At 70.0% G+C, this 19,842-nt stretch carries 20 protein-coding genes; 9 read left to right on the top strand and 11 right to left on the bottom strand.

Annotation, left to right across the window (positions count from 1 at the left end; genetic code table 11):
* Nucleotides 1-54 precede the first annotated feature (54 nt).
* Nucleotides 55-750 (top strand): FadR/GntR family transcriptional regulator, encoded by a 696-nt coding sequence (locus SPR02S_RS29815; RefSeq protein ID WP_019060689.1) that lies wholly within the window; start codon nt 55-57, stop codon nt 748-750.
* On the opposite strand, the gene SPR02S_RS29810 is transcribed toward SPR02S_RS29815, so the two are convergent.
* The 3 genes from SPR02S_RS29810 to fabG all read right to left on the bottom strand — a co-directional run bounded on the left by SPR02S_RS29810 (nt 725) and on the right by fabG (nt 2,731).
* The gene (locus tag SPR02S_RS29810) at nt 725-1,078 is read right to left on the bottom strand and encodes a hypothetical protein (protein WP_019060688.1); all 354 of its coding nucleotides are present in this window, start codon (nt 1,076-1,078) and stop codon (nt 725-727) included. The two genes, SPR02S_RS29815 and SPR02S_RS29810, sit on opposite strands and share 26 nt — an antisense overlap.
* 175 nt (nt 1,079-1,253) lie before the next feature.
* Nucleotides 1,254-2,021 carry an enoyl-ACP reductase FabI gene (gene fabI / locus SPR02S_RS29805; RefSeq protein WP_019060687.1) on the bottom strand — a complete coding sequence of 256 codons (768 nt, stop codon included), beginning with the start codon at nt 2,019-2,021 and terminating at the stop codon, nt 1,254-1,256.
* A gap of 5 nt (nt 2,022-2,026) precedes the next feature.
* On the bottom strand, nt 2,027-2,731 hold the full coding sequence (gene fabG / locus SPR02S_RS29800; protein ID WP_026150972.1) for a 3-oxoacyl-[acyl-carrier-protein] reductase: 705 nt from the start codon (nt 2,729-2,731) through the stop codon (nt 2,027-2,029).
* 240 nt (nt 2,732-2,971) lie between these two features.
* On the opposite strand from fabG, the gene SPR02S_RS29795 reads away from it, so the two are divergent.
* Genes SPR02S_RS29795 through tyrS form a run of 3 tightly spaced genes read left to right on the top strand, consistent with a single transcriptional unit; the run spans nt 2,972 to nt 7,200 of the window.
* Nucleotides 2,972-4,495: a TldD/PmbA family protein gene (locus tag SPR02S_RS29795; RefSeq protein ID WP_019060685.1), complete on the top strand. Its 1,524-nt coding sequence runs from the start codon at nt 2,972-2,974 to the stop codon at nt 4,493-4,495.
* Nucleotides 4,492-5,886: a metallopeptidase TldD-related protein gene (locus tag SPR02S_RS29790; protein WP_019060684.1), complete on the top strand. Its 1,395-nt coding sequence runs from the start codon at nt 4,492-4,494 to the stop codon at nt 5,884-5,886. The genes SPR02S_RS29795 and SPR02S_RS29790 overlap by 4 nt, the downstream gene beginning before the upstream one ends.
* A gap of 45 nt (nt 5,887-5,931) precedes the next feature.
* Nucleotides 5,932-7,200 (top strand): tyrosine--tRNA ligase, encoded by a 1,269-nt coding sequence (gene tyrS / locus SPR02S_RS29785; RefSeq protein ID WP_019060683.1) that lies wholly within the window; start codon nt 5,932-5,934, stop codon nt 7,198-7,200.
* Nucleotides 7,201-7,266: 66 nt separating this feature from the next.
* Here tyrS and SPR02S_RS29780 read toward each other — a convergent pair whose 3' ends face one another.
* Nucleotides 7,267-7,545: a GlsB/YeaQ/YmgE family stress response membrane protein gene (locus tag SPR02S_RS29780; protein ID WP_019060682.1), complete on the bottom strand. Its 279-nt coding sequence runs from the start codon at nt 7,543-7,545 to the stop codon at nt 7,267-7,269.
* 247 nt (nt 7,546-7,792) lie between these two features.
* On the opposite strand from SPR02S_RS29780, the gene SPR02S_RS29775 reads away from it, so the two are divergent.
* Together SPR02S_RS29775 and SPR02S_RS29770 are read left to right on the top strand one after the other, a co-directional pair.
* Nucleotides 7,793-8,191, top strand: coding sequence for a DUF3099 domain-containing protein (locus SPR02S_RS29775; protein WP_019060681.1), 399 nt, complete (start codon nt 7,793-7,795; stop codon nt 8,189-8,191).
* Between the two features lie 224 nt (nt 8,192-8,415).
* Nucleotides 8,416-8,634, top strand: a complete 219-nt coding sequence (locus tag SPR02S_RS29770; RefSeq protein ID WP_019060680.1) for a hypothetical protein — start codon at nt 8,416-8,418, stop codon at nt 8,632-8,634.
* Nucleotides 8,635-8,688: 54 nt separating this feature from the next.
* Here SPR02S_RS29770 and moaA read toward each other — a convergent pair whose 3' ends face one another.
* The 3 genes from moaA to SPR02S_RS29755 form a co-directional block, all read right to left on the bottom strand.
* The gene (moaA, locus tag SPR02S_RS29765; protein WP_019060679.1) at nt 8,689-9,678 is read right to left on the bottom strand and encodes a GTP 3',8-cyclase MoaA; all 990 of its coding nucleotides are present in this window, start codon (nt 9,676-9,678) and stop codon (nt 8,689-8,691) included.
* Between the two features lie 188 nt (nt 9,679-9,866).
* A complete protein-coding gene (locus tag SPR02S_RS29760) occupies nt 9,867-11,486 on the bottom strand; it encodes a monocarboxylic acid transporter (protein WP_019060678.1) in 1,620 nt (539 codons plus the stop codon).
* Nucleotides 11,483-11,839, bottom strand: a complete 357-nt coding sequence (locus SPR02S_RS29755; protein ID WP_019060677.1) for a DUF485 domain-containing protein — start codon at nt 11,837-11,839, stop codon at nt 11,483-11,485. Before SPR02S_RS29755 ends, SPR02S_RS29760 begins: the two co-directional genes overlap by 4 nt.
* A 243-nt stretch (nt 11,840-12,082) precedes the next feature.
* Between SPR02S_RS29755 and SPR02S_RS29750 the strand changes: the two genes are divergently transcribed.
* From SPR02S_RS29750 to SPR02S_RS29735, 3 genes are all read left to right on the top strand, one after another.
* A complete protein-coding gene (locus SPR02S_RS29750) occupies nt 12,083-13,615 on the top strand; it encodes a S8 family serine peptidase (protein WP_019060676.1) in 1,533 nt (510 codons plus the stop codon).
* Nucleotides 13,616-13,744: 129 nt separating this feature from the next.
* The gene (locus SPR02S_RS29740) at nt 13,745-15,157 is read left to right on the top strand and encodes a CoA transferase (protein WP_026150971.1); all 1,413 of its coding nucleotides are present in this window, start codon (nt 13,745-13,747) and stop codon (nt 15,155-15,157) included.
* Between the two features lie 100 nt (nt 15,158-15,257).
* Nucleotides 15,258-16,268 carry a CopD family protein gene (locus SPR02S_RS29735; protein WP_019060674.1) on the top strand — a complete coding sequence of 337 codons (1,011 nt, stop codon included), beginning with the start codon at nt 15,258-15,260 and terminating at the stop codon, nt 16,266-16,268.
* A gap of 35 nt (nt 16,269-16,303) precedes the next feature.
* Here the strand turns inward: SPR02S_RS29735 and SPR02S_RS29730 are convergent, their stop codons facing one another.
* From SPR02S_RS29730 to SPR02S_RS29715, 4 genes are all read right to left on the bottom strand, one after another.
* The gene (locus SPR02S_RS29730) at nt 16,304-17,350 is read right to left on the bottom strand and encodes a zinc-dependent alcohol dehydrogenase family protein (RefSeq protein ID WP_019060673.1); all 1,047 of its coding nucleotides are present in this window, start codon (nt 17,348-17,350) and stop codon (nt 16,304-16,306) included.
* Between the two features lie 42 nt (nt 17,351-17,392).
* Entirely contained in the window at nt 17,393-18,100 is a 708-nt protein-coding gene (locus SPR02S_RS29725) for a lysoplasmalogenase (RefSeq protein ID WP_019060672.1), read from the bottom strand.
* Complete coding sequence (locus SPR02S_RS29720) at nt 18,097-18,975, bottom strand: sterol desaturase family protein (RefSeq protein ID WP_019060671.1); 879 nt, start codon at nt 18,973-18,975, stop codon at nt 18,097-18,099. The genes SPR02S_RS29725 and SPR02S_RS29720 overlap by 4 nt, the downstream gene beginning before the upstream one ends.
* 125 nt (nt 18,976-19,100) lie before the next feature.
* Nucleotides 19,101-19,835, bottom strand: a complete 735-nt coding sequence (locus SPR02S_RS29715) for a VIT1/CCC1 transporter family protein (protein ID WP_019060670.1) — start codon at nt 19,833-19,835, stop codon at nt 19,101-19,103.
* Nucleotides 19,836-19,842: the final 7 nt, after the last annotated feature.

The raw sequence follows: 19,842 nt of genomic DNA, 5'->3' as shown, positions 1-19,842 counted from the left end.
TGGTTGTCCATCCCCGGGTGGCCCGCTCCCGCCCCGCACATGCGAAGGTGTGCCATGCCCCTGAGCCACCCCCGCCGTTCGGTGCTGTCCGAGCAGGTCATCGCCTCACTGCGGAACCAGATCACCTCGGGCGAGTGGCCGGTCGGCTCCCGGATCCCGACCGAGCCGGAGCTGGTCGAGCAGCTCGGGGTCGCCCGCAACACGGTCCGCGAGGCCGTCCGCGCGCTCGCGCACAACGGCCTGCTGGACATCCGCCAGGGCTCCGGGACGTACGTCGTGGCGACGAGCGAGCTGGCCGGCGTGATGCACCGCCGCTTCGCGGACGCCGACCCCCGGCACATCGCCGAACTGCGCTCCACGCTGGAGTCGGCGGCGGCGCAGCTGGCGGCCGAGCGGCGCACCGAGAAGGACCTCAAGCAGCTGGACGCCCTCCTCGTACGACGGGAAGAGGCCTGGGCATCGGGCGACACGGAGGCCTTCGTGACGGCCGACGCGACCCTGCACATGGCCGTGGTGGCGGCCTCCCACAACGACGTCATGACGGCGATGTACGCCGACCTGGGCGAGGTGCTGCGGGACTGGCTGCGCGCGGACGTCGGCGAGGCGCTGACTCCGGAGACGTACATGGACCACACGCGCCTGGTGGACGCGATCCGCACGGGTGACGGGCAGGCGGCCGCCGAGGAGGCCGCGGGCTATCCGTTCGTGTGCCGCCCGGGGAGGCTCAGCTCGCCCGCTTCTGGTGGCTGACCCACACCGCGCGGACGTCCTCCCAGCAGCGGCCGGTGAGCCGTACGGTCTGCGCCGGGCCCGCGTCGGTCGCGATGCCGTCGCTGTCGATGTCCCACCAGCGGTCGCACTCGATGTGCAGGCTGACGCGGTCGGTGCCGGGGTACGGGTTGTGGCAGTACGCGATCACCTGCGAGCCGTGGACGGCGGTGCGGCAGTCGGCGCCGAACAGTTGGGGCGCGGCCGGTTTTCGGGCCTCCACGCGTGTGTGGGGCATCGCCTCGTACGCCAGGGAGATGACGAGCGCGACGGCGACGGTCACTGAGGCCAGGCTGCGGGACAGGCGCACAAGGGAAACCTCCTCGGCAGTGCTGGGGAGGGAATCGCGTGGTGAACGCGTAATCAAGAGTGCGCAGTTGTGCCCTGCCCCCGCCCGGCCGGAGGGGCCGAACGGGTGACGCCCCGATCCCCGCGCGGTGCGGGAAACGGGGCGTCGACGCCGTAGGAGAGGCCGGGTCGGGAGGTCAGGCTCCGATGGCGTGCAGGCCGCCGTCCACGTGGACGATCTCGCCGGTGGTCTTCGGGAACCAGTCGCTCAGGAGGGCGACGATGGCCTTGCCGGCCGGCTCCGGGTCGTTGAGGTCCCACTCCAGGGGGGAGCGGTTGTCCCACACGGAGGCCAGCTCGCTGAAGCCCGGGATGGACTTGGCGGCCATCGAGCCGAGCGGGCCCGCGGAGACGAGGTTGCAGCGGATGTTCTGCTTGCCCAGGTCGCGGGCGAGGTAGCGGCTGGTGGCCTCCAGGGCGGCCTTGGCCGGGCCCATCCAGTCGTACTGCGGCCACGCGAAGGACGCGTCGAAGGTGAGGCCGACGACCGAGCCGCCGTTCTGCATCAGCGGCAGGCAGGCCATGGTCAGCGACTTCAGGGAGAACGCCGAGACGTGCATCGCCGTGGCGACGGACTCGAACGGCGTGTTCAGGAAGTTGCCGCCGAGCGCGTCCGGCGGCGCGAACCCGATGGAGTGCACGACACCGTCGAGGCCGCCCAGCTCCTCACCGACGACGTCGGCGACGCGCGCGAGGTGCTCGCTGTTCGTCACGTCGAGCTCGATGACCTTGGTGGGCTTGGGGAGCTTCTTGGCGATGCGCTCGGTCAGCGTGGGCCGCGGGAACGCGGTCAGGATGATCTCCGCACCCTGCTCCTGGGCCTGCTTGGCGGCGTGGAAGGCGATGGAGGACTCCAGCAGCACACCGGAGATCAGGACGCGCTTGCCCTCGAGAATTCCGCTCATGGTGATCAGTGACCCATTCCCAGTCCGCCGTCTACGGGGATGACGGCTCCAGTGATGTACGAGGCGTCGTCCGAGGCGAGGAACCGCACCGTCGCGGCGACCTCCTCGGGCTGCGCGTAACGGCCGAGCGGCACCTGCTTGACGATGTTCTCGCGCTGCTCGTCGGTGAGCGCCTTGGTCATGTCGGTGTCGACGAAGCCGGGCGCGACGACGTTGAAGGTGATGTTGCGCGAGCCCAGCTCACGGGCGAGGGAGCGCGCGAAGCCGACGAGGGCGGCCTTGGAGGCGGCGTAGTTCGCCTGGCCGGGGCCGCCCATCAGGCCGACGACCGACGAGATCAGGACGACGCGGCCCTTCCTGGCGCGCAGCATCGCGCGGTTGGCGCGCTTGACGACGCGGAAGGTGCCGGTGAGGTTGGTGTCGATGACCGAGGTGAAGTCCTCTTCGGTCATGCGCATCAGGAGCTGGTCCTTGGTGACGCCGGCGTTGGCGATCAGGACCTCGACCGGGCCGTGCTCGGCCTCGATCTCCTTGTAGGCCTGCTCCACCTGCTCGGAGTCGGTGATGTCGCACTTCACGGCCAGGAAGCCGGCCGGCGGCTCACCCGAGCGGTAGGTGATGGCGACCTTGTCGCCGGCGTCGGCGAACGCACGGGCGATGGCGAGGCCGATGCCCCGGTTGCCTCCGGTGACGAGAACCGAGCGGCTCAACGGATCACCCTTTCGATAGCGGTCCTGCACGCCTGCCCGGTACACCTGGTTGACAGGCGGCTTTATCGAAAACCTATCGGTCCGCCCCGTCCGGCGGACAATCGGGCACCGACAGTGGCTTACGGGACTCGCTGTCGGGTCCCTACAGAATGTGCCGACGCACGGCGGAAACGTGTGGTCCCCGGACCCGCTCGCGCGACATGATCGGACCCGACTGGCCACGACAGCAGGGAGACCTCCGTGCCTCATTCCATCGACGAAGCCTTCACGGCACTTCCGCTACGGGCCCTGGCCGACGCGGCGCTGGCACGCGCGCGTGCGCTCGGTGCCGAGCACGCGGACTTCCGGTTCGAGCGGGTGCGCAGCGCGTCCTGGCGGCTGCGGGACGCCCGGCCCGCCGGTACGTCGGACACCACCGACCTCGGGTACGCGGTGCGGGTCGTGCACGGCGGCACCTGGGGATTCGCGTCGGGCGTGGACCTGAGCCTCGACGCCGCCGCCAAGGTCGCCTCGCAGGCGGTGGCGATGGCGAAGCTCTCCGCCCAGGTGATCAAGGCGGCCGGGTCGGACGAGCGCGTCGAGCTGGCCGCCGAGCCCGCGCACGAGGAGCGGACGTGGATCTCGTCGTACGAGATCGACCCGTTCTCCGTGCCCGACGAGGAGAAGGCGGGGCTGCTGGCGGACTGGAGCGCCCGGCTGCTGGCGGCGGACGGCGTCAACCACGTGGACGCCTCGCTGCTCACCGTGCACGAGAACAAGTTCTACGCCGACACCGCCGGGACGGTGACCACACAGCAACGGATCCGGCTGCACCCGCAGCTGAACGCCGTGTCGGTTGACGAGTCGAGCGGCGAGTTCGACTCCATGCGCACCATCGCGCCGCCCGTGGGCCGCGGCTGGGAGTACCTCACGGGCACCGGCTGGGACTGGGACGAGGAGCTGGCGCGGATCCCGGAGCTGCTCGCCGAGAAGATGCGGGCCCCCAGCGTCGAGGCGGGCCTGTACGACCTCGTCGTAGACCCGTCCAACCTGTGGCTGACGATCCACGAGTCCATCGGCCACGCGACCGAACTGGACCGCGCGCTCGGCTACGAGGCCGCCTACGCCGGTACGTCCTTCGCCACCTTCGACAAGCTCAACAAACTGAAGTACGGCTCCGAGCGGATGAACGTCACCGGCGACCGCACGGCCGAACACGGCCTCGCGACCATCGGCTACGACGACGAGGGCGTCGAGGGCCAGTCCTGGGACCTCGTCAAGGACGGCACCCTGGTCGGCTACCAACTCGACCGCCGTATCGCCAAGTTGACCGGCTTCGAGCGTTCCAACGGCTGCGCGTACGCCGACTCCCCCGGCCATGTGCCGGTGCAGCGCATGGCCAACGTGTCGCTCCAGCCGGACCCGGCGGGGCTGTCCACGGAGGATCTGATCGGCGGGGTCGACCGCGGGATCTACGTGGTCGGCGACCGGTCCTGGTCGATCGACATGCAGCGCTACAACTTCCAGTTCACCGGGCAACGGTTCTTCAAGATCGAGAACGGGCGGATCACCGGGCAGCTGCGGGACGTCGCGTACCAGGCGACGACCACCGACTTCTGGGGGTCCATGGCGGCCGTCGGTGGTCCGCAGACCTACGTCCTGGGCGGCGCCTTCAACTGCGGCAAAGCCCAGCCGGGCCAGGTCGCCGCGGTGTCGCACGGCTGCCCGTCGGCCCTCTTCACGGGCGTCAACATCCTCAACACCACGCAGGAGGCCGGTCGATGAGCGCCCGTACGAACAAGCCGCACGAGATCGTCGAGCGCGCCCTCGAACTGTCGCGGGCCGACGGCTGTGTCGTCATCGCCGACGAGCAGTCCACCGCCAACCTCCGCTGGGCGGGCAACGCGCTGACCACGAACGGCGTCACGCGCGGGCGCACGCTCACCGTGATCGCGACCGTCGACGGCAAGGAGGGCACGGCCTCGGGGGTCGTGTCCCGGTCGGCCGTCACCCCGGAGGAGCTGGAGCCGCTGGTGCGGGCCGCCGAGGCCGCCGCGCGCGGTGCCGCGCCCGCCGAGGACGCGCAGCCGCTGGTCACGGGCGTACCGCAGTCGCCCGACTTCACGGACGCGCCCGCCGAGACCTCGTCCTCCGTGTTCACCGACTTCGCCCCGGCGCTCGGCGAATCGTTCGCACGCGCGCGTGCGGGCGGTCGCGAGTTGTACGGCTTCGCCAACCACGAGCTGGTCAGCAGCTACCTGGGTACGTCGACGGGGCTGCGCCTGCGGCACGACCAGCCCAACGGCACGCTGGAGCTGAACGCCAAGTCCCCGGACCGTACGCGCTCGGCGTGGGCCGGCCGCTCGACCCGGGACTTCAAGGACGTCGATCCGGCGGCGCTGGACGCCGAGTTGGCCGTACGACTGGGCTGGGCGGAGCGGAGGATCCCGCTGCCCGCGGGCCGGTACGAGACGCTGCTGCCGCCGACCGCGGTCGCGGACCTGCTGATCTACCAGATGTGGTCGGCGTCGGGACGGGACGCGGTCGAGGGGCGCACGGTGTTCTCCAAGCCCGGCGGCGGCACCCGCGTAGGCGAGAAGCTCACCGAACTGCCGTTGACGCTGCGCAGCGACCCGAACGAACCGGGCCTGGAATCGGCCCCGTTCGTGCTCGCGCACACCTCCGGGGGCGACCAGTCGGTGTTCGACAACGGGCTGCCGCTGACCGCCACCGACTGGGTGCGCGAGGGCGAGTTGCAGCACCTGCTGACGAGCCGGCACAGCGCGGGGCTGACCGGGCTGCCGGTGGCACCGTCGATCGACAACCTGATCCTGAGCGGGGGCGAGGACCGTTCCCTGGAGGAGATGGTCGCGAACACCGCGCGCGGGCTGCTGCTGACCTGCCTCTGGTACATCCGCGAGGTCGACCCGGCGACGCTGCTGCTCACCGGGCTGACCCGGGACGGTGTCTACCTCGTCGAGAACGGTGAGGTGGTGGGCGAGGTGAACAACTTCCGGTTCAACGAGTCGCCGGTGGATCTGCTGGGGCGCGCGACCGAGGCGGGGCGGACGGAAAAGACGCTGCCGAGGGAATGGAGCGACTGGTTCACTAGGGCTGCGATGCCCGCGCTGCGGGTGCCGGACTTCAATATGAGCTCTGTCAGTCAGGGCGTATAACCTCGTACCTGATCCACGAGACCATCCCAAGGAGATACGAGAACCGTGACGGACATCGTCGACGAACTGCAGTGGCGGGGGCTCATCGCTCTCTCCACTGACGAGGACGCATTGCGCAAGGCGTTCGCGGACGGTCCCGTCACGTTCTATTGCGGTTTCGACCCGACCGCGCCCAGCCTGCACCTCGGCAACCTCGTGCAGATCCTGACGATGCGCCGGATCCAGCAGGCGGGCAACCGCCCGCTGGGCCTGGTCGGCGGGGCCACGGGCCTGATCGGCGACCCGAAGCCGAACTCGGAGCGGACGCTGAACGAGCCCGAGGTCGTGGCCCAGTGGGTCGACCGGCTGCGCGCGCAGATCGCCCCGCTGCTGGACTTCGAGGGCCCGCACGCCGCGATCATGGTCAACAACCTGGACTGGACCCAGGGCCTGTCGGCCATCGAGTTCCTGCGGGACATCGGCAAGCACTTCCGGGTCAACAAGATGATCGCCAAGGAGGCCGTCTCCCGGCGGCTCAACTCCGACGCGGGCATCAGCTACACCGAGTTCAGCTACCAGATCCTCCAGGGCATGGACTTCCTGGAGCTGTACCGCAGGCACGGCTGCACGCTCCAGACCGGCGGCAGCGACCAGTGGGGCAACCTCACCTCGGGCACCGACCTGATCCACCGGGTCGACCCGGAGGCCGAGGTGCACGCGCTGGGCACGCCGCTGATCACCAAGGCCGACGGCACCAAGTTCGGCAAGACGGAGTCCGGCACGGTCTGGCTCGACCCCGAGATGACCACGCCGTACGCCTTCTACCAGTTCTGGCTGAACGCGGACGACCGGGACGCCTCCAAGTTCCTGCGCATCTTCAGCTTCCGGTCCCACGAGGAGATCGAGGAGCTGGAGAAGCAGACCGAGGAGCGTCCGCAGGCCCGTGCGGCGCAGCGGGCGCTGGCCGAGGAGCTGACGACGCTGGTGCACGGTGCCGAGCAGACGGCCGCCGTGACCGCCGCGTCCAAGGCCCTCTTCGGACAGGGCGAGCTGGCCGAGCTCGACGAGAAGACACTGGCCGCGTCCCTCTCCGAGGTGCCTCACGTCCAGGTCGCCGAACTCGGCCCGGTCATCGACCTGTTCGCCGAGGTCGGCCTGGTGGCGAGCAAGTCGGCCGCGCGGCGGACCGTGAAGGAGGGCGGGGCCTACGTGAACAACGTGAAGGTCGCGGCCGAGGATGCCGTGCCGGCCAAGGAAGATCTGCTGCACGGGCGGTGGCTGGTGCTGCGGCGGGGCAAGAAGAACCTGGCGGCCGTGGAGGTCACGGGCGCGTGAGTGCTTGAGCGCATGACGAAGGGGCGGTTTCCCGGTTCGGGAGACCGCCCCTTCGTCGTACGGCTGTCAGGCTCGTTGTTTGTTCTTGCCGATCGTCGCCATGTACGCCATATCGACGACGAAGACGATGATGACCGCGGCGACGAGCTGGAACGCGTGGCGGCTCCAGTCGATGCCGCTGGTCGCGTCGACGCCGGCCGCTCGGGCGATCGCGTTACCCACGATGGCGCCGAGAATGCCGCAGATGGTGGTCAGCCAGAGGGGACTGTGCTGCTTGCCCGGGATGATCGCCTTCGCGATCAGACCCAGCACGAATCCCACGATGATCGCCCACAACCAGCCCATGGCTGCCTCCTTGTACGGCTCTACGTGAGCATTACGCCAAGTGTGGGTCCGGTCGCCGTACGGCGCATGTCGGGTGCGGCCATACGCGCTACGGCGCAGTTCGGTCGCCCGGACCGGAGGTCCCCCGGTCTCGAAGGCGACGGAGGCGCGGCGTAACGTGGGACGTGTCGGGGCCCGGTTCCCGGATCGGGTGCGGACCGGGGTTGCGGGCCGGGGAGAGTCCGATGCGGGCGGATGGTGGAATGTGATGCGGAAGCTGCACGGCGAAGGCAACGCCCAGGTGTTCCGGATCACCGGGGCCCGGACGGGACTCGCGGAGGACATCCGCGGACGGCAGCGCAGGTACGTCATCTCCATGTCGATCCGTACGGTGTCGGTGATCCTCGCGTGCGCGCTGTGGAACGTCGAACGGCACGTCGCGATCGTCGCGTTGGTGCTCGGTGTGCTGCTCCCCTATGTCGCCGTCGTGATCGCGAACGCCGGGCGGGAGAACGCGCCGGGGCTTCCGTCGACCTTTGTCACCGCTCCGCTGCGGCCGATGATCACACCGCCGAGGTCGGACGAGGCGTTCGCGGAATCCTTCCCGGAAGACGTCGTACCCGAGCCGGCACCCCGTGCGGGAGGCGAACCTTCCGACCGGTCGTGACCATGGCGAACGCGCCACAAGCGGAAGTCGGCTCCGCACCAAGCTCAAGAAAAGCTCAGATCAATCATGTTGTTCCGGTGCCGGGCGACCGGTCACCCGTGACATACTTCGTACGCGCTCCGCATCCCCCGTCGGAGCGACGGACCGACGCCGGGCAGCTCCCCCCGTGGCTGCTCGGCGTCGCCTTTTCAGCGCATCTGTGAGACGAAATCCCGTGAGTTCCCGTGAGTGACGAGACCCCGATCTGCTCCGCGAAGGGCTGCCGCGCCGACGCCGTGTGGGTGCTCGCGTGGAACAACCCGAAGATCCATACGCCGGAGCGGCGCAAGACGTGGCTCGCGTGCGAGGAGCATCGCGAGCATCTCTCCCAGTTCCTCGGTGTACGCGGGTTCTTGAAGGACGTCGTCAAGTTCACGGACTGGGAAGAGCCCGAGGCCCCGTAGGACCAGGACCCGTAGAACCAGGACCCGTAGGGCCTCTTCGTCTACGACGGCTGCTCAGCCGCCGATCGCCGACATCGGCCGGTCCGGCTGGAGGAACGACGGGTCGTCCAGGCCCGAGCCCGCCTTCTTGCCCCACATCGCCAGGCGCCAGATGCGGGCGATCTCCTCGTCCGGGGCGTCGGAGCGCAGCGCCGCGCGGAGGCTGGTCTCCTCGCGGGCGAACAGGCAGTTGCGTATCTGGCCGTCGGCGGTCAGGCGGGTGCGGTCGCAGGCTCCGCAGAACGGGCGGGTGACCGAGGCGATGACACCCACGCGGTGCGGGCCGCCGTCCACGATCCAGCGCTCGGCGGGGGCCGAGCCGCGCTCGTCGGAGCCTTCGGGGGTCAGCTCGAAGCGGGTGCGAAGGGAAGCGAGGATGTCGCCCGCCGTGACCATGCCCTCGCGCGTCCAGCCGTGCTGGGCGTCCAGGGGCATCTGCTCGATGAAGCGCAGTTCGTAGTCCTGCTCCACGGCCCAGGCCAGCAGGTCCGGGGCCTCGTCGGCGTTCAGACCCGGCATCAGCACCGAGTTGATCTTCACCGGGGTCAGGCCCGCGTCGTGGGCGGCTTCCAGGCCCGCGAGGACGTCCTTGAGGCGGTCCCGGCGGGTGAGGGTCTTGAAGACGTCAGGGCGCAGGGTGTCCAGGGAGACGTTGACCCGGTCCAGGCCCGCCTTCTTCAGGGCGGCCGCCGTGCGCTTGAGGCCGATGCCGTTGGTGGTCAGCGACATCTGGGGGCGGGGCTCCAGGGCCGCGACCCGCTCGACGATGCCGACCAGGCCGGGGCGCAGCAGCGGCTCGCCGCCGGTGAAGCGGACCTCCTCGATGCCCAGGGAGGTGACCGCTATGTCTATCAGGCGGACGATCTCGTCGTCCGTGAGGAGGTCGGGCTTTGCCAGCCATTGCAGGCCCTCCTCGGGCATGCAGTACGTACACCGGAGATTGCACCGGTCGGTCAGCGAAACCCGCAGGTCGGTTGCTACTCGGCCATAGGTGTCGATGAGCACGTGGGCCCCCTCCCTCGATTCGGATCGCATGTTTTCCGACACCTGCGAGCCTACGCGACACCTCTGACAACAAGGGCGGCCCGATCCCACGAGGTACGACACGGCCGCGTCGTAGGGATCTACGACGCGGCCGTCGACGTGGGGGGGGGGACCTGGTGGGGGGACTCAGGTGGACTGGGCGGGGCGGCTCAGTGGGCTCCGGTGCCGGTCAGGGACCGTACCTCCAGCTCCGCGTACTTGCCGGTGTCCGGCTCCTCCTTGGAGAGGATCGTGCCGAGCCAGCCCAGCAGGAAGCCCACGGGGATGGAGATGATGCCCGGGTTCTCCAGGGGGAACCAGTGGAAGTCGACGTCCGGGAACATCGACGTGGGCTTGCCCGAGACCACGGGCGAGAACAGGACCAGGCCGACCGCGGCGACCAGTCCGCCGTAGATCGACCACAGGGCTCCGGAGGTGGTGAACCGCTTCCAGAAGAGGCTGTAGAGGATCGTCGGGAGGTTGGCGGAGGCCGCGACCGCGAAGGCGAGGGCGACCAGGCCGGCCACGTTCAGGTCGCGGGCGAGGGCGCCCAGGACGATGGAGACGGCGCCGATGCCGACCGTGGCGTAGCGGGCGGCGGCCATCTCCTGCTTCTCCGTGGCCTTGCCCCGCTTGATGACGTTCGCGTAGATGTCGTGGGCGAACGAGGAGGACGAGGCCAGGGTCAGGCCGGCGACGACCGCGAGGATCGTGGCGAAGGCGACCGCCGAGATGGTGGCCAGGAGGATGGCGCCCCAGTTGGAGTCGACGCCGCCCAGATGGAGTGCCAGGAGTGGGGCGGCCGTATTGCCCGCCTTGTTGGAGGCGATGATCTCGTCGGGTTTGATCAGTGCGGCGGCGCCGAAACCGAGGGCCAGGGTCATCAGGTAGAAGGCGCCGATCAGGCCGATGGCCCAGATGACCGACTTACGGGCGGCCTTGGCGGTGGGCACCGTGTAGAAGCGGATCAGGATGTGTGGCAGGCCCGCGGTGCCGAGGACCAGGGCGATGCCCAGGGAGATGAAGTCCAGCTTGGTGGTGCCGGTGGCGCCGTACTTGAGGCCGGGGTTCAGGAAGGCGGAGCCCTTGCCGCTGTTGGAGGCGGCCTTGCCGAGCAGGTCGGAGATGTTGAAGTTGAACTTCAGCAGCACCAGGAAGGTCAGCAGCAGGGCGCCGGCGATGAGCAGGCAGGCCTTGACCATCTGGACCCAGGTGGTGCCCTTCATGCCGCCGATGGTGACGTAGACGATCATCAGGACGCCGACCAGGGCGACGATGCCGATCTTGCCCGCGTCGGTGGTGATGCCGAGGAGCAGCGAGACCAGGACACCCGCGCCCGCCATCTGGGCCAGCAGGTAGAAGATCGACACCACGATGGTGGAGGTGCCGGCCGCGGTACGGACCGGGCGCTGGCGCATGCGGTACGCGAGGACGTCGCCCATGGTGTAGCGGCCCGAGTTGCGCAGCGGTTCGGCCACCAGGAGCAGGGCGACCAGCCACGCGACCAGGAAGCCGATGGAGTACAGGAAGCCGTCGTAGCCGAAGAGCGCGATGGCGCCCGCGATGCCGAGGAAGGACGCGGCGGACATGTAGTCGCCGGAGACGGCGAGGCCGTTCTGGAAGGCGGTGAACTGGCGGCCGCCCGCGTAGAAGTCGGCGGCGCTCTTGGTCTGGCGGCCCGCCCATACGGTGATGACGAGCGTGGCGGCGACGAAGATCGCGAACAGGGTGATGATCAGCGGCCGGTGCTGGCTCGCCTCGCCTGCGGCCAGGGTGATCTCGGGGCTCATGCGCCGCCCTCCATCCGGGACTTGATGGCCTCACCCTTGGGGTCGAGTTTCGCGGCGGAGTAGCGCGCGTACCACCAGGCGATGAGGAACGTGGTGAGGAACTGGGCGAGGCCCAGGACCAGGGCGATGTTGATGTTGCCGACGACCTTGGTGTCCATGAAGTCGTCCGCGTAGTTGCACAGCAGCACGTACAGCAGGTACCAGACGATGAAGGCGACGGTCACCGGGAAGGCGAAGGAGCGGTGGGCGCTGCGCAGTTCGGCGAACTCCGCGCTCTCCTGGACCTGTTCGAACTCCTCGGTACTGGGGAGTTGGTGTTCGGCTTTCGAGGGGGGTGGTGTCTCGGTGGCCACGGTGTCTCCTCGCGTTACGGACCTGCGGGTTCTGGTCTGGCTCGGCGCTTCCTGCCCAAGGGCACGGCGCGACACGTCGACCGGTTCAACTCCTTTGACTTCTTTCGGTAGTCGTCTTTGGGAAATCATTGCTGGCCAGCCACCACGGGAGATAGCTTCAGGTCTGCACCACTAGTCATGTACCTGCCCGAACGCACCGCCACGTCTCGGGCCGTCTCGTTTTCCGGATGATGTGGAGATCCCATGGCTCATCTGCGCCGCAGACGCCGGCTCGCCCTGGCCGTACCGGTCGTGCTGTCGCTGACCGCCTCGCTCGGCTTCCTTCCGTCGGCGGCCTCGGCGGTCCCGGCCGCGGAGACCACCGCGCAGACCGCTGACGCGCCCAACCTTGCGTATGTGGTCAACACCCGGCTGGACCACTGGACGATCAACTCGGTCAAGAAGGCGATCAATGCGGCCGGCGGCACCATCGTGGTGACGTACGAGAAGATCGGTGTGATCGTCGTGCACTCGGCGAACCCCGACTTCGGGCCGACCATCCGCAAGGTGCACGGTGTGCAGTCGGCCGGTGCCACGCGCACCGCGCCGCTGAGCCCCGCCTCGACGACCGACGAGGGCGCGGTGCAGTACCTGTCCAAGGACCAGGCCGCGGAGACGGCGAAGGCCTCCGCCGCCGCCGGTGACACCGAGCCGCTCGAAGCCGACCAGTGGGACCTGCCCGCGATCGGCGCCGACAAGGCCGCGAAGATCAACCCGGGCAGCAAGAGCGTGACGGTCGCCGTGATCGACGTCGGCGTCGACGACACCCACCCGGACATCGCCCCGAACTTCTCCGCCTCGCAGTCCGCCAACTGCGTGGGCGGCAAGGCGGACACGACGTACGGCTCCTGGCGTCCCGTGGACTCCGCCCACTACCACGGCACGCATGTCGCGGGTGAGATCGCCGCCGCCCGCAACGGCATCGGTGTGGCAGGGGTCGCGCCCGGTGTGAAGGTCTCCGGGATCACGGTGGCCGAGCCGGACTCGACCCAGCTGTTCTACCCGGAGAGCGTGGTCTGCGCGTTCGTGTTCGCCGCGGATCACGGCGTGGAGATCACCAACAACAGCTACTACGTTGATCCTTGGCTGTACAACTGCATGGACGACCCCGATCAACGTGCCATCGTCGACGCGGTCAACAGGGCCCAGCTGTACGCGCAGCACAAGGGCACGCTCAATGTCGCGGCGGCCGGCAACTCCAACGACGACCTCGACTCCGACGCCCTGGTCGACGCCTCCAGCCCCGACGACTCGACCGCGACGACCCGCACGGTCGACCCGCACGAGTGCTTCGACGTGCCGACCCAGTTGCCGGGTGTCGTCACGGTGAGCTCGGTCGGCGTCACGAAGGCCAAGTCGTACTTCTCCAGCTACGGCAAGGGCGTGATCGACGTGTCGGCGCCGGGCGGGGACGCCCGGCAGATCCCGGACACCCCGTCGAAGAACGGCCGCATCCTGTCCACGCTGCCGAACAACACGTACGGCTATCTCCAGGGCACCTCGATGGCGACCCCGCACGTCGCCGCCGTGGCCGCGCTGCTCAAGTCGACGCACCCGCACGCCGGTCCGGCCCAGTTGCAGGCGCTGCTGAAGGCCGAGGCGGACAACCCGGGCTGCCCGACCGACCCGTACGACACCAACGGCGACGGTGTCGCGGACGCGACCTGCGTGGGCGGCAAGCGCGTCAACGGCTTCTACGGATTCGGCATCGTCAACGCGCTGCGGGCGGTGAAGTAGCCGACACCCGTTCACAGGGCCGGGCGGATCTCCGCCCGGCCCTTCTGTGTCCGTACGGTCATCCATATCTGCATGATCTGCATGATCCACATATCTATATTGATTGAATCAATACTGCATAGTGCAGTCATGATTGACATCAAGGTGGCATGGGCCGCGATGGGCGGCGATCCCGCTCTGGTCTCATACGTCTCGACCGTCACGCGTCAGGGGACGCTCGAAGCGCGGCTTCCCGTACGGGAGTTGGCGCGGGCCTGCGTGGGAGCGTGCGCGTTGGCCGCAGCGGAACTAGGGGCGCGGCGGGCCGGGCTCGCGGAGGTGCCCGCGGTTCGGGTGGACGACGGGGCCGTCGCCACGGCGTTCGTCAGTGAGCGGCATCTGTTGATCGACGGGCGGGCGCCGGTCACCTTCGCGCCGCTGTCGCGGTTCTGGCGGACGACCGACGGCTGGGTCCGCACCCACGCGAACTATCCGCACCACCGGGCGCGGCTGCTGAGCGCGTTGAAGCTGCCGGGGGACGCGTCGGTGGCGGACGTGGCCGGCGTGCTCGCCGAGCGGTCAGCCCTGGAGGTCGAGACCGCGGTGTACGGCGCCGGAGGTCTCGCGGTCGCGCTGCGGACTGCGGAGGAATGGGCCGCACATCCGCAGGGGGCCGCGGTGGCCGGGCGGCCGCTGGTCGAACGGGAGCGGCTCGGCAGCGCACGCGCGCGTGCCTTCCCGCCGCTCGACGGCTTCCCGTTGCTGCCCGCCGCGGGATTGCGCGTGCTCGACCTGACGCGGGTCATCGCGGGCCCGGTCGCCACCCGCACGCTCGCGTTGCTGGGCGCTGACGTGCTGCGCGTGGACGCCCCGCAGTTGCCGGAGGACCCGGACGCGCACGCGGACACCGGTTTCGGGAAGCGGTCGACCCGGCTGGACCTCGGCACGGCTGCCGACCGGCGGACCTTCGAGGAGCTGCTCGCGCGGGCGGACGTGGTCGTCACCGGGTATCGGCCGGGTGCGCTGGACCGCTTCGGGCTCTCCCCCGAGGCACTGGTCGACCGTAGGCCCGGGCTGATCGTGGCGCAGTTGTCGGCGTGGGGCGCGTACGGGCCGTGGGGCGACCGGCGTGGGTTCGACAGCCTGGTGCAGGTCGCCACCGGCATCGCGGCGACCGAGGGGATCGAAGGGATCGAGGGGGCGCCGGAACGGCCCGGCGCGTTGCCCGCGCAAGCCCTCGACCACGGCACCGGGTATCTGCTGGCGGGCGCGGTGCTGCGGGCGCTGGCGGAGCAGTCGGAGCAGGGGCACAGCCTCGTCCTGCGGCTGGCGCTCGCGCGGACCGCGGCCTGGCTGACGGCGGACGGGGCGGGCGAGCGGGGAGGAATGGCCCACGGGCTGCGCGGGACGGCGTACAACCAGCCGGATGCCTGGCTGGTCGAGACGGACAGCGGTATCGGGCGGCTGCGGCATGCCCTGTCGCCGGTGTCGTTCGTCGGTGGGCCTGTGAACTGGGCGCGTCCGCCGGGTTGTTGGGGCACGGACCCGGCTCGTTGGGCTTGATCCGGGGGTCGACCGGAAACGTACCTATGAGCGGAATGCCGTTCCGCCAGTTGTTTTGTTGCACTTGCCCGGTTCTGTGGCGGCTGGTGAAGATCTTGGGGTGACCTTGATACGACCGACTGTCGAAGCGGCCGACACGAGCGGCTCCGGGCGGCGCCCCGGTACGCGTCGGGCTGTCGCCGTACTGGCCCTGGTGGTGCTCGCCGCGCTGATACCGCTGCTCGGCCCGTCCGCCGCGCTGCACGACACCGGGGAGGCCGCCGCGCCCGGTGTCGGCGGCATCGCGCTGCTGCGGGCGGTGTTGTTCGGGGCGCTGTGCGTCCCCCTGGGGGAGCTGTTCGTGAACCGGCTCGCGCGTACCGTGCCCGGCGCTCCCCCAATCGGCCCCCGCAGCTGGGCCCCGTACGCGGCCGGTGCCGGTTTCGTCGCCGCGCTGGGGCTCGCGTCGGTCGTGGCGACGGGCAACCTGGTGCCGCACAGCCTCGCCCAGATCGATGTCGGCGGCCTCTATCAGTCCCGGGACGGCAAGTTGGCGCTCCTGGAGGTCAACGCGTTCGCCGTGGCGGCCCTGTGTGCCCGGTCGCGCAGGCCCGGCCTCCAGGTGTGGCCCCTGGCCGCCGTGGTCGTCGCGGAGGCGCTGCGCGTGCACCCGGCGAGCGAGCACAGCCCCCTGGTCGGCTCCGAACTCACCCTGGTGCACCTGACGTGCGCGGCGCTGTGGGTGGGCGGTCTGCTGCACGCGCTGCGGACGTTGCGGCAATGGGGCGGTGCCGAGGCGGGGGCCGCGTTGTTGGGGCTCTACGCGCGCGTGGCCGCTGTGCTGCTAGCCGCGATCACCGCCACGGGCGTGTGGAGTTCGCTGCGTCGGATGCCGGCCGGCACGATCCTGGACCAGCTGACGACGACGGCGTACGGGCGCACCCTGCTCGCCAAGGTGATCCTCGTCGCCGCCGTCGCCGTCCTCGCGCTGTGGGCACGGTACCGGCTGCGCAGGTCCTCCGATCCGCTGACCGCGCACTCACCCGCGCGGGCCGAGGTCGTCGCCCTGGGAGTGGTGGTCGTGGTCTCCGGACTGTTGACGGCATTGCCGGTGCCGATCCGCTGGCATTGACCGATCAAGCAATCAGTCCATCGATCAATACTTGATCAGCTGTTCGTGACCAGGACCTTCAGCGCCGTGCGCTCGTCCATCGCCTTGTAGCCGTCGGGTACGCCCTCCAGGTCGACCGTCAGGTCGAAGACGGGCGAGGGGTCGATGGTGCCGTCCAGGATGTCGGGCAGCAGTTCCGGGATGTACGTGCGGACCGGTGCGACCCCGCCGCGCAGCGCGATGTTCCGGTCGAACATGACCCCGAGGTCGAGACCGGTGCCGCTGCCGTGCGGCACGCCGACGAAGCCGATCGCGCCGCCGTCGCGCGCGATGCCGACGGCCGTCCGCATGGACTGCTCGGTGCCGACGGCCTCGACGACGGCGTGTGCGCCCTGGCCGCGGGTGAGTTCATGGACGGCCGCGACGGCGTCCTCCCCGCGTGCGGCGACGACGTCGGTGGCGCCGAAACGGCGGGCGATGTCCGTGCGCACCTCGTGGCGGCCGAGCGCGATGATCCGCTCGGCGCCCAGCCGCTTGGCGGCGAGCACGGCGCACAGGCCGACCGCTCCGTCGCCCACGACGGCGACGGTGGCGCCCTTGCGGACGCCCGCGCCGAGGGCCGCGTGGTGGCCGGTGCCCATGACGTCGGACAGGGTCAGCAGCGCGGACAGCAGATGGTCGTCGGAGGCCGCCTCCTTCGGCAGCCGTACGAGGGTGCCGTCGGCGAAGGGCACGCGTACCGCCTCGCCCTGGCCGCCGTCGTAGCCCACGGCGCCCCAGAAGCCGCCGTGGACGCAGGAGGTGGTGAGGCCCTCGCGGCAGTAGTCGCAGACGCCGTCGGACCACACGAAGGGCGCGACCACGAGGTCGCCGGTCCTGACGCCGCTCACCTCGGAGCCGGTCTCCTCCACGATCCCGAGGAACTCGTGCCCGATGCGCTGCCCCGGCTGCCGGGCCGACTCGCCGCGGTACGCCCACAGGTCGCTCCCGCAGATGCAGGCGCGCAGCACCCGGACCACCGCGTCGGTGGGCAACTGCACGAGGGGCTCGGGCACGTCCTCCACGCGCATGTCGAACGGGGCGTGGATGGTGGTGGCGCGCATGGCGAGGGTCCTTCTCGTTGCGGGTGTGCGGGTGCGGTGCGCTCAGGGGGTGGTCGAGCGCACTTCACGGTACGCCGCCGCCGGTGCGCGCCGCTCGGCGAGGGTGCCGAGCACGCCCTGGACCAGCAGGAACTGCGCGGCGGCGTACGTCAGCATGATCCAGGAGTCGGGCCTGGGCGGCTGCGGCCAGTCGGCGACGCCGGTCGCGATGAGGGTGTCGGAGACCATGAAGAGCGCCCCGCCCACCCCGGCGACGAGACCGAGCCGGGTGGCCGCGGCACACGCCATGGCCGTCAGGAGGGTGCTGTAGCCGGCCACGGGGACGCGCAGGTCCGCCGGGAGGTCCGGCCACAGCAGCGTGACGGTGAAAGCCAGGGCGACGGCGTACCCGGCGACGAGGAGACCGGCACGCACGCGTGGAGCACGTTTCGGGCCGCCGTACGTCCTGAAGAGGGCGAGGTAGCAGAGGTGGCCGGCCGCGAAGCAGGCCATGCCGGCGAGGAATGCGGCGTCGGCGTCGGAGAGCAGCAAGGTGTCGCCGCCCCAGCCGCAGAGGAGCGCGGCGACGAGGAGCCGGGGTGCGCCACGCAGGGCCGCGTAGGCGGCGAGGAGCGGCATCAGGAGGGGCTTGGTGACGGTGTGGGCGGGGTCGTAGCCGACGGCGAGCGAGAGCAGGTCCACGACGGCCACCAGTGCGAAGCCGGTCAGGAGCGCGCGGGAGACGGCCGGGTGTGCGGTACGTGGATTCACGCGGCCGCGGTCTCCTCGGCGGCCGGTACACCCTGCTCCGGGACGGGTACTGGCTGCCAGCCCGGTCCCCGGAACACGCGTCCCGCGCGCTCGCGCCAACTGGTCGCCGTCTTCAGGTCCTTGGCGATGGCGACGTACTCGTGGGTGGCCACCTTGATCGGGTTGAACGTGTTGATGTTCTTGGTCAACCCATAGACAGGCCGCTCAACCTCCGGGACGAACGACCCGAAGAGCCGGTCCCAGACGATGAGGATGCCGCCGAAGTTGCGGTCCAGATAGCCGCCCTGGGAGGCGTGGTGGACCCGGTGGTGGGAGGGGGTATTGAAGACGAACTCAAACCAGCGGGGCATGCGGTCGATCCGCTCGGTGTGGATCCAGAACTGGTAGACGAGGTTCGCCGAGGAGCAGAACGCCAGCGCGGCGGGATGTACACCCAGGGCGACGAGCGGGACGTAGAACGGCCATACCGTGAGGGTCGTCCAGGGCTGGCGCAGGGCCGTGGTGAGGTTGAACCTGCGGCTGGAGTGGTGGACGACGTGGCAGGCCCACAGGATGCGGATGACGTGGTGGCCGCGGTGGGACCAGTAGTAGAAGAAGTCCTGCCCGAGCAGCATCAGCGGGATCGTCCACCACAGGACGGGCACGCGCAGCGGGGTGAGTTCGTAGATCGCCGTGTAGACGGCGACGATCGGGATCTTCCAGAGGAAGTCGAAGACGAGGCTCCCGAGTCCCATGCCGACGCTTGTGACGGCGTCCTTCGTCTCGTAGCCCGCCGCGTCGTCGTCCGGGTGCACGCGCACGCTGATCATCTCGATCACGGCGAGCAGCACGAAGGCGGGTATCGACCAGAGCACGACATCGGGCAGGTTCGGCATGGGTGAACCGTAGGACCGCAGATCGGCCGCGACTAGACGTTGTTACCGACAAGTATTACCGGGGGTATGCGCTTGCTTGTTGGCGATCTCCGCCAATGGGCCCGCCATGTCCCGGTTGTGGGTCACTACACCCCGGCCGCCCCCAGCAACGCCCCCGCCGCATAGGTGACCCCCATCGCCAGTGCCCCGCCTGCCACGTTCCGCAGCATCGCCGGCCTCGTGTCCGCCGTCCCGAGCCGTGCGCTGCTCCAGCCCGTCAGCACCAGCGCCGCCAGTGACGACACCACGGTGACGCCGAGCCGCCAGTCGGCCGGGGGCAGGACGATCGCCAAGAGGGGCAGCAGGGCGCCGACCGTGAAGGACAGGAAGCTCGCCCAGGCCGCGTGCCAGGGGTTGGTGAGGTCGTCGGGGTCGATGTTGAGCTCCACGCGCGCGTGGGCACGCAGCGCGTCGCGTTCCGTGAGCTGGGCCGCTGCCTCCATGGCCACCTCACGGGTCAGGCCGCGGTCCTGGAGGAGCTCGGTCAACTCCTCCAGTTCGGCCTCTGGTTGCTCCTTCAGTTCGCGCTTCTCCAGGGCGAGGGCGGCCTTCTCCGAGTCGCGCTGGGTGGAGACGGACACGTACTCCCCTGCCGCCATCGACATGGAGCCGGCCAGGAGGCCCGCGAGGCCGGCCGTCAGCAGCGCCGAGCGGTCGTCCGTGGCACCGGCCACGCCGACGACGAGACCGGCGGTGGACACGATGCCGTCGTTGGCTCCCAGTACCGCGGCCCGCAGCCAGTTCAACCGCGAGCCCAGGGAGCCGTCATGGGCCTCGTCATGGCTCTCGCCGTGGGCCTCGTCGTTGGTCGGTTCCGTCACACCGCGA

Source organism: Streptomyces prunicolor NBRC 13075 (assembly GCF_000367365.1).
In the GTDB taxonomy this organism is placed as follows: Bacteria; Actinomycetota; Actinomycetes; order Streptomycetales; family Streptomycetaceae; genus Streptomyces; species Streptomyces prunicolor.
The sequence above is the reverse complement of the archived record's forward strand: the minus strand, read 5'-3'. Positions and strand labels throughout refer to the sequence as shown.

Coding starts and splice junctions, on each gene's coding strand:
- SPR02S_RS29740 (WP_026150971.1), top strand. CDS start 13,745: ATGATTGACATCAAGGTGGCATGGGCCGCGATGGGCGGCGATCCCGCT.
- SPR02S_RS29730 (WP_019060673.1), bottom strand. CDS start 17,350: ATGCGCGCCACCACCATCCACGCCCCGTTCGACATGCGCGTGGAGGAC.
- SPR02S_RS29720 (WP_019060671.1), bottom strand. CDS start 18,975: ATGCCGAACCTGCCCGATGTCGTGCTCTGGTCGATACCCGCCTTCGTG.
- SPR02S_RS29760 (WP_019060678.1), bottom strand. CDS start 11,486: ATGAGCCCCGAGATCACCCTGGCCGCAGGCGAGGCGAGCCAGCACCGG.
- SPR02S_RS29750 (WP_019060676.1), top strand. CDS start 12,083: ATGGCTCATCTGCGCCGCAGACGCCGGCTCGCCCTGGCCGTACCGGTC.
- SPR02S_RS29775 (WP_019060681.1), top strand. CDS start 7,793: ATGCGGAAGCTGCACGGCGAAGGCAACGCCCAGGTGTTCCGGATCACC.
- fabI (WP_019060687.1), bottom strand. CDS start 2,021: ATGAGCGGAATTCTCGAGGGCAAGCGCGTCCTGATCTCCGGTGTGCTG.
- SPR02S_RS29780 (WP_019060682.1), bottom strand. CDS start 7,545: ATGGGCTGGTTGTGGGCGATCATCGTGGGATTCGTGCTGGGTCTGATC.
- SPR02S_RS29790 (WP_019060684.1), top strand. CDS start 4,492: ATGAGCGCCCGTACGAACAAGCCGCACGAGATCGTCGAGCGCGCCCTC.
- SPR02S_RS29815 (WP_019060689.1), top strand. CDS start 55: ATGCCCCTGAGCCACCCCCGCCGTTCGGTGCTGTCCGAGCAGGTCATC.